At 68.7% G+C, this 6913-nt stretch carries 9 protein-coding genes; 3 read left to right on the top strand and 6 right to left on the bottom strand.

Features of this window, described 5'->3' with window-relative positions; translation table 11 throughout:
- Positions 1-37: 37 nt before the first annotated feature.
- Together ABT186_RS33330 and ABT186_RS33325 are read left to right on the top strand one after the other, a co-directional pair.
- The gene (locus ABT186_RS33330; RefSeq protein WP_351928251.1) at positions 38-481 is read left to right on the top strand and encodes a YidH family protein; all 444 of its coding nucleotides are present in this window, start codon (positions 38-40) and stop codon (positions 479-481) included.
- Positions 478-801 (top strand): DUF202 domain-containing protein, encoded by a 324-nt coding sequence (locus ABT186_RS33325; protein ID WP_351236496.1) that lies wholly within the window; start codon positions 478-480, stop codon positions 799-801. The genes ABT186_RS33330 and ABT186_RS33325 overlap by 4 nt, the downstream gene beginning before the upstream one ends.
- A 61-nt stretch (positions 802-862) precedes the next feature.
- Here the strand turns inward: ABT186_RS33325 and ABT186_RS33320 are convergent, their stop codons facing one another.
- The 5 genes from ABT186_RS33320 to ABT186_RS33300 form a co-directional block, all read right to left on the bottom strand.
- Complete coding sequence (locus ABT186_RS33320; protein WP_351928249.1) at positions 863-2056, bottom strand: PP2C family protein-serine/threonine phosphatase; 1194 nt, start codon at positions 2054-2056, stop codon at positions 863-865.
- Positions 2057-2172: 116 nt separating this feature from the next.
- Positions 2173-3831, bottom strand: a complete 1659-nt coding sequence (locus tag ABT186_RS33315; RefSeq protein ID WP_351928247.1) for a SpoIIE family protein phosphatase — start codon at positions 3829-3831, stop codon at positions 2173-2175.
- Positions 3832-3947: 116 nt separating this feature from the next.
- Complete coding sequence (locus tag ABT186_RS33310) at positions 3948-4412, bottom strand: Fur family transcriptional regulator (protein WP_351236490.1); 465 nt, start codon at positions 4410-4412, stop codon at positions 3948-3950.
- 203 nt (positions 4413-4615) lie between these two features.
- On the bottom strand, positions 4616-5479 hold the full coding sequence (locus ABT186_RS33305; protein ID WP_351236488.1) for a LysR family transcriptional regulator: 864 nt from the start codon (positions 5477-5479) through the stop codon (positions 4616-4618).
- 406 nt (positions 5480-5885) lie between these two features.
- On the bottom strand, positions 5886-5993 hold the full coding sequence (locus ABT186_RS33300; RefSeq protein ID WP_351928245.1) for a multicopper oxidase domain-containing protein: 108 nt from the start codon (positions 5991-5993) through the stop codon (positions 5886-5888).
- A gap of 11 nt (positions 5994-6004) precedes the next feature.
- On the opposite strand from ABT186_RS33300, the gene ABT186_RS33295 reads away from it, so the two are divergent.
- Positions 6005-6178 carry a multicopper oxidase domain-containing protein gene (locus ABT186_RS33295; RefSeq protein ID WP_351236484.1) on the top strand — a complete coding sequence of 58 codons (174 nt, stop codon included), beginning with the start codon at positions 6005-6007 and terminating at the stop codon, positions 6176-6178.
- Between the two features lie 23 nt (positions 6179-6201).
- On the opposite strand, the gene ABT186_RS33290 is transcribed toward ABT186_RS33295, so the two are convergent.
- The gene (locus tag ABT186_RS33290; protein ID WP_351928243.1) at positions 6202-6759 is read right to left on the bottom strand and encodes a TetR/AcrR family transcriptional regulator; all 558 of its coding nucleotides are present in this window, start codon (positions 6757-6759) and stop codon (positions 6202-6204) included.
- Between the last annotated feature and the right edge of the window lie 154 nt (positions 6760-6913).

Genomic DNA, 6913 nt, shown 5'->3' with positions numbered 1-6913 from the left:
CCACTCGCCCCCCCCCCCCGGCGCCGGGGGCGGGGGGGTGGGTTCTCGCCCCCGGGGGCGCCCGGGCGCCGCGCCCCCGGGCCCGGCCGCCCCCCCCGCGCGCCGCTCAGGGAAGTCGCGGGCGGACACCGACGAGGGCGCCGAGCCCGATCCACGTTTCACCTTCGCCAACGAACGCACGTTCCTTGCATGGAGCCGCACCGCGCTGGCCTTGGTGGCGGCGGGGCTGGCCGTCACTCAGCTCCTGCCGCCCTTCCCCGGGATCCCCTGGGGGCGCCGTGCCATCGGTGTGCCGCTGATCGTGCTGGGCGCAGCCGTCGCCGTGATCAGCTACGTCGAATGGACCCGGGACCAGCGCGCGCTGCGGACGGGCGGACCCCTGCACCACACACACCTGCCGTTGGTCCTGTCCCTGGTGATCTCCGTCGAATGCCTGTTGGCAGCAACCCTCGTGATCTTCGCGAAGGGAGCCCGTCAATGACCGGACCGGAGAGACCGCCACACCCGACTGCCGCGGAGGACCTCGAAGATCTCGACCCCGGACTTGCCCGGGAGCGCACCTGGCTGGCCTGGCGCCGCACGGCGATCTCCTTGACGGCCGTCAGCGCCGCCGTGCTGAAGATCTCCCCGATCGAGGGGGCACCCCTGCTGGTGATGAGCCTGGGTGTATGGGCCGCGGGGCGAGGCCACGTCGCGACCGGGTCACGCCTGAGTGATGCACATGCACGACGCCAAGCAGTACGCCTCACCGCGTTGACCGTCGTGCTCACTGCTTTGACTGCGTTCGTCGTGGCCCTGTGATCGTATGGAACGATCCGAACGATTTCGTTTCGTGCGGAGTGGCGGCCCCGGGGGTAGCCCGTCAGGGACGGTGGCGGCGGTGTTCGTCGCCCGGGCCGACTCGATGGGCTATCAACGCCGCGAGGTCGTCGTCGCGGGTGCCGGAGACGTAGGCAAGCACGTCGTGGTGGAGGTGGTCGAGGAGTTGGCGGGAGCTGGCCGAGGCCCATCGGCGTACGCGCTGGGTGAGCGGATAGAAAGTGCCCGTGAAGTCGCGGCTCTCGCTGATTCCGTCGGTATACAGCAGCAGGCGGTCCCCTGCGGTGAAGGGAATGGTGTCGACCTGATAGGGGTCGCCGAGCAGGGCTGCCATGTTGATGGGCGGTGACGGCGCGCTGGCCTCAACCTCCCGCACCTGGCCGTCGTGCAGCAGCAGCGGTGCGGGGTGTCCGCAGTTGACCAGGCGCGCGATGGGCTTGCCGGCGGGGATCTCGACCAGCAGAACGGTGATGAAACGCTCCAGCACGTCATCGCCAGGGACCTCCTCGCAGTATTCCTTCATGCTCGTCTCCAACCGAGCCGCGAGGTACGGCAGATCGGGCGCGTCCCGGACGTGCACCCGGAACGAGGTCAGCATCACGGAGGCGGCCTCGACGGCCGGAAGTCCCTTGCCACGCACGTCGCCGATGATCATCCGCACTCCGTACGGGGTACGGCGCACTTCGTAGAAGTCGCCGCCGATCCGGGCATGCGCGGCGACCGCCTGGTACAGGACTTCTACGTCGATGCACCCGAGGTCCTGCGGGAGCGGCGGGCGCAGGATCCCTTGCGCGGTATCCGCCACCGTGCGGACCTCGGCGAGGACCCGCTCCCGGTTCTGCCGTACCCGGCTGGCGTAGGCGGCGGCCAGCGTGATGGCCGCGATGGCCAGCAGGGTGAACACGCTGGGTGTCTGTCCCAGCGCATGCTGGGCGCCGGACAGCGCCACGGCGGCCAGCAGAGCCAGCAGCCCGGTGGCCAGCGTGCCGGCCACCGGCCACATGGCGGCGGCCAGTGCCGGTGCCGCCCCGAGCAGTCGGTTGAACTGCAGGTGGGGCGTGAGGAGGTCCGCCGTTGTGGCCAGTGCGATCACCAGCACAGGGCTGACGAGCATCGGCTCGAACCGGTGGCCGTCCCCCCGCACCCAGCGAGGCAGCCGCCTCCAAGTGGTCACCCATCTGAGCCGCCCAAGGCTGATGGTGCCCGCTGCGGTGGCGTGGCTGACCTGCTCATCCATGTCTTCAGCTCCTTGGGGACGACCGTCTGCTGCCCCACGTCCGTTCACGTGGGGACTGCGATGCCCGTGGCGATCAGGGGGTCTGCGAAGGACGTGGCGACTGCCGGAATGCGGGCTCATGCCGGGTGAACCTGTTCGGCCCAGACGGTCTTGCCGTGAGCGGTGTACCGCATGCCGTGGTGCTGCGTGAGCTCGCTGACGATGGACAGGCCCCGGCCGCCTTCGTCGGTCGGTTTCGCCTTCCGCAGACGGGGAGCCGCAGGGTTGGAGTCGGAGACTTCGCAGATGAGTGTGTGGTCGTCGTTGATGAGGCGGAGTTCCACCGGCCCGCTGGAGTAGAGGATGGCGTTGGTGAGGAGTTCGCTGACGACCAAGGCGGTGGTGAAAGCGAGTTCGTCGAGCGTCCATGCCGTCAATTGGCGGCTGGTCCAAGCGCGAGCGGCCGCGACTGCGGGGGCCTCGGGGGGCAAGGCCAGGCTGGCTACGCTCTCGGGGCCCAACTCGCGTGCGCGGGCGACCAGCAGGGCCGGCTCATGGCCCGGGGACACAACACGATGTGCACTTTCGGCGATCTTCCGCACATCCGGTCCGTCGCGGTTCACTACCTCGCCCAGCCGTTCCAGCTCCGCGTCCGCACCGGAGTGCGGTTCGTCAGTACCGCCGCTCCTCAAGACCAGGACGCTGCCTGACGGTACGTCGACCTCGGTGGCGGCCTCGAAAGGATGGCCGGTGGCGCCCAGCGGCGGATGCGAGGCCAGGACGGGTGCGGTGACGGTGCCGTCCGGGAAGACGACCGCAAGCTGCGACGGGCCTGCACCGGAAGCTGTGCAATGCCCGGCGACGGGGTCATACACCACGCACAGGCAACTGGAGCCGGAGTAGCGCATGCCGGAGGAGCGCGGGCCTGCAGCCGTCTGTTCCTGGGTCAGGCGGGTCAGCACGTCGTCAAGGCGCGCGAGTATCTCGTCGGGCCCGAGATCCTGTACGGCGAGAGCGATGACCATGGCTCTGAACTGACTCATGCCGACCGCGCTGTCAGCGCCCTGCCCTTCAGCCACCCCCACCACCAGGGCCGCCCGCGCTCCCGGCAGCGGGATGACGTCGAACCATTCCCCGCCGGAGCCCTCCACCGGCACGTGGCCCTGGGCGGCCTCCAGCGCGCCGAGGGACGGAAGCACCTTGGGGAGCAGGGCTCGCTGCAGAAGCCGGGCGTGGGCGCGTTCCTGGATGCGGCCACGGACGATGTCCAGAGACCGCGCTGCGCGATCCGCGAAGCTGACGGCGGCCCGTAGATCCCCCACATCGAACGGAGCCGAATCGGCCCGCCGATACAAGCCGACGAGGCCGAGAACGACGCCGTGGACGACCAGGGGAACCACAATGAGGGAGTGGGCCTTGGTCTCCCGGACGGCTCGTGCGCGCGCCACGTCATGGGCGAGCCATCGGCCGTCCCGCTTCAGGTCGCGAACGAGGTGTGGGCGCAGATCTGTCAGGCTCTGCCGGTAGGGAGTCGCGGGCGGGGCCAGGGTCACGTCGCCGACCGCATATGCGGCCCTGACCCCCCGTACGGACTGGAAGGCGGCACGCCGAAGCGCCGTGCCGTCGCAGAGCGGGCCCGGCGTGGACGCTTCGCCGCGCAGCGTCAAGTCCGACAGCTCGACGGTGACGATGTCGGCCAGCGCGGGCACGGCGGTCTCGGCGAGCATGCCGGCGGCCTGGAACACGTCCGAGCCGGTGACCATCGCGGTGCTCTCCAGCTCTGCACGGGTTCGCATGATGGCTGTCCTCCGATTGCGGGTGCACCGGCGCTCACGACCACGGTCGCGACGCATGCGATGTGCTCGTGGCAGGCACCGGACTCGCCACAGCGGTCCGCGGTGCCGTGCGCGGATCACTGGTCCCGCCCGTCGGGGTGTTCGGCGGCGTCGGCGCAGCGCGGGCACGTTCCCCAGAAGGTCACCGTCACCTCGTCCACGTGGTAGGACGCGGGCAGGCAGGACTGCATACACGGAGCCGCACCGATCACGCAGTCGGTGTCGAGGATGTCGCCGCAGTTCCGGCACGCGAAGTGGTGGTGGTTGTCGGCCCGTTCCGTCTCGTAGCGGGCCGGATGGCCGGAGAGCTGTGTGCAGCGAACGAGGCCGGCATCCGTGAGCACGCGCAGAACGTTGTATGTGGCCTGCAGGGACAACCCGCCGAGTACCTTCTGCGCTTGGGCGCGGACAGCCTCGACATCGGGGTGCCCGGGCAGCTCCTCGACGGCTGTGAGCACGGCCATGCGCTGTGCCGTCAGCCGTAGCTGCACCTCACGCAACCGTGACGCGGCTCGCACCATGGACTCTTGTGCCGCTTCCATCCGACTCGCCTCCCATCGGATCACTGAGGTTTCCGTTCGGTATGCCTGCCCCCAAAGGTATGTTCTTGAGTCAATCCAGACAATAGAGATATGTCAGAAATATTAGCTTTTAAGGTTTTCTCATGTGTGCAGCCGTGTGGGCGCACGAGATCAGCCGTCAGCGAGCGCGGCCCGCGCAACGGTGACGTCAAGGCGGCCCCTGGCTAGGTGATGTGCCGCAGGAGCGCGGCGACGGCGGAGGGCATTTCTCCGTGGGGGTGTACGACTCTGACCGTCCACGACGGTGCGTGCGCGGCGAACGGGCGGACCGGCAGATCGGGGAATCGGGAGGCGAGTGACGGGGGCATGATGCACACGCCCAGGCCGTGCCGGACCAGGTCGGTCGCCGCCAGCACGTCATTCACCTCGAAGGCGATGGTGCGTTCGAGTGAGGCCGAGCGGAAGGCCTTGTCGACCTGGTGCCGGATCGCCCAGCCCGCCGGGAAGTCCACCAGCGGCAGGCGGGCTGCCTCGCCCAGGGTCAGGGGCCGCTGGGGCGGCAGGGAACCGGTCGTCGGCGCGGTCACCAGGACCATGTCCTCCTGTGCCAGCAGCCGGGTGGTCAGCCCCCGCAGCTGGGGTGTGTCGAGGGCCACGACGGCCAGGTCCACGGTGCCGTCGCGCAGGGTCTGCGGAATGTCGTCGACGGGTGCCTGGCGCAGCCGGACCGTCACTTTCGGGTGTTCGCGGTGGAAGTCGGCCAGTGCCTGGGCAAGCCCTGCGTACAAGCCCTGCATCACGCCGATGGTGATCTCTCCGGTCAGTTCGTCTTTGAAGGGGTCGACAGACGTACGGGCATGTTCTGCGGCCTGCAGGGCGGCGCGGGCGGCAGACAGGAAGGCCTGCCCCGCAGGAGTCAGCGACACCCGGTGGGTGGTGCGGAGGAAGAGCGGTGTGCCCAACTCGCGCTCCAGGGCGTGGACCGTACTGGAGACCGCGGACTGCACGACGTGCAGACGCCGGGCTGCCGCACTGAAGCCCCCCTCTTCGGCGACCGCGACGACGACCTCCATCTGCCGCAGATCCATGACCACCTCCTCGAGCCATCACTTTCCGGCAGAGGACATTTTCTTGCTACGGCCGCCCGGGCCGGGAACGGCCCCGCCCGGTCACCTCCTTCAGAGGTACCCGGTCACCTCCTCCAGAGATAACCGTCATCTCCAGTTATCCATCCCCAAGGGGAAACCGCTGGGCCACGCGCGCGTTGGCACCGGTAAACGGCGGCGAAAGCCGCGTATCAACCGACATGGATCGGAGTGCTCTCATGCCGATGAGGTCGACGCAGCGCCCGCGCGGGTATGGCGTACACGTCCCGGACGCCCCGGCGCCGGAGCATCCCCGCTCCGCCAGCCGGTACGGCGCCGGGTTCTGGACGATTGCGGCGGCGTTCGTCACGGCCATGGCGTTCTCCGCAGTGAACGCCTCGTCACTTGGTCACTTGGCGATTTCCCGGATGGCCATCATCCCCGCGTCTTCGTGGTTGAGGATGTGGCAGTGCAGGACCGTCTTGCCGGTGTAGTTGGTGAAGCGGATCCGGATCACGAGCTGCCCCTTTGCAGGACCCGAACCGGGTCGACATCAGATCAAAGCTCAACACCGTCGAGGAGTGGACCATCCGCAGTGACAGCGACGAGGAACACTCCTTCCACGTCCACACCAACCACTTCCAGCTGATGAGAGATCCGCGATGTCCTGGAGGCTGTGGCCGTGGTGAGGGCGGCCGTTGATGCAGTTGCGGCTACTTCCCTCGTCATCGCGTGAGCCGAGTCGACGGATACATCCCCTGCCACACCCGGTGTTCGGGCGGAAAGCCCATGGCTGCCAGCGTGTTGATGAGCATCCCGTAGGCGAGGAAGACCGTGGTCTCGTTCATGTCTGCGCCCAGCGGCAGGTGCACGGTCTCCCAGAGTTTCATCCAGCCGGCCCGGACCGCCTCGCCGAACTCGTGATCGCCCTCCGCCTCGACGGCCGCCACGGTGATGTACGTCTGCATCTGCATCTGGAGCTTCTCGGGGTACTCCGTGATCAGGCGCGAGTACGCGTTCGCCATGGCGCGCAGCGCCTCTTCGTCGTGCAGCCCCTCGGCCGCCTCCTCGAGGATCACGCGCGTGTCCTCGACGGAACGGAGTGAGGCGGCGACGAAGATCGCCTTCTTGCCCGGGAAGAGCCGGAACAGATACGGCTGCGAGACGCCCACGCGCTGGGCGATCGACTCGGTGGAGGTGCCGTAGTAGCCCTTCTGCGCAAATTCGGCGATCGCCGCGCGGATGACGCGCTCGCGTCGTTCCTCTGCGCTCATCCTCACCATGGCAGATAAATTAGTTATCAATCGCTAAATGCTTCGCTACGACCGGTGAACAGAGCGCGAGCGTGGGGGGGGGGGCGCCCCCGCCGCCGCGAGCGGCCCCCCCCCCCGCCCGGGGGGGGGGGGATGCGCACACCACTTATGGGGGGGCGCCGGA

The organism is Streptomyces sp. NPDC001634 (assembly GCF_040298185.1).
GTDB lineage: Bacteria > Actinomycetota > Actinomycetes > Streptomycetales > Streptomycetaceae > Streptomyces.
Note: the sequence above shows the minus strand (reverse complement) of the source record. Positions and strands in the feature narration are given on the sequence as shown.

Coding starts and splice junctions, on each gene's coding strand:
- ABT186_RS33325 (WP_351236496.1), top strand. CDS start 478: ATGACCGGACCGGAGAGACCGCCACACCCGACTGCCGCGGAGGACCTC.
- ABT186_RS33320 (WP_351928249.1), bottom strand. CDS start 2,056: ATGGATGAGCAGGTCAGCCACGCCACCGCAGCGGGCACCATCAGCCTT.
- ABT186_RS33315 (WP_351928247.1), bottom strand. CDS start 3,831: ATGCGAACCCGTGCAGAGCTGGAGAGCACCGCGATGGTCACCGGCTCG.
- ABT186_RS33310 (WP_351236490.1), bottom strand. CDS start 4,412: ATGGAAGCGGCACAAGAGTCCATGGTGCGAGCCGCGTCACGGTTGCGT.
- ABT186_RS33305 (WP_351236488.1), bottom strand. CDS start 5,479: ATGGATCTGCGGCAGATGGAGGTCGTCGTCGCGGTCGCCGAAGAGGGG.
- ABT186_RS33290 (WP_351928243.1), bottom strand. CDS start 6,759: ATGGTGAGGATGAGCGCAGAGGAACGACGCGAGCGCGTCATCCGCGCG.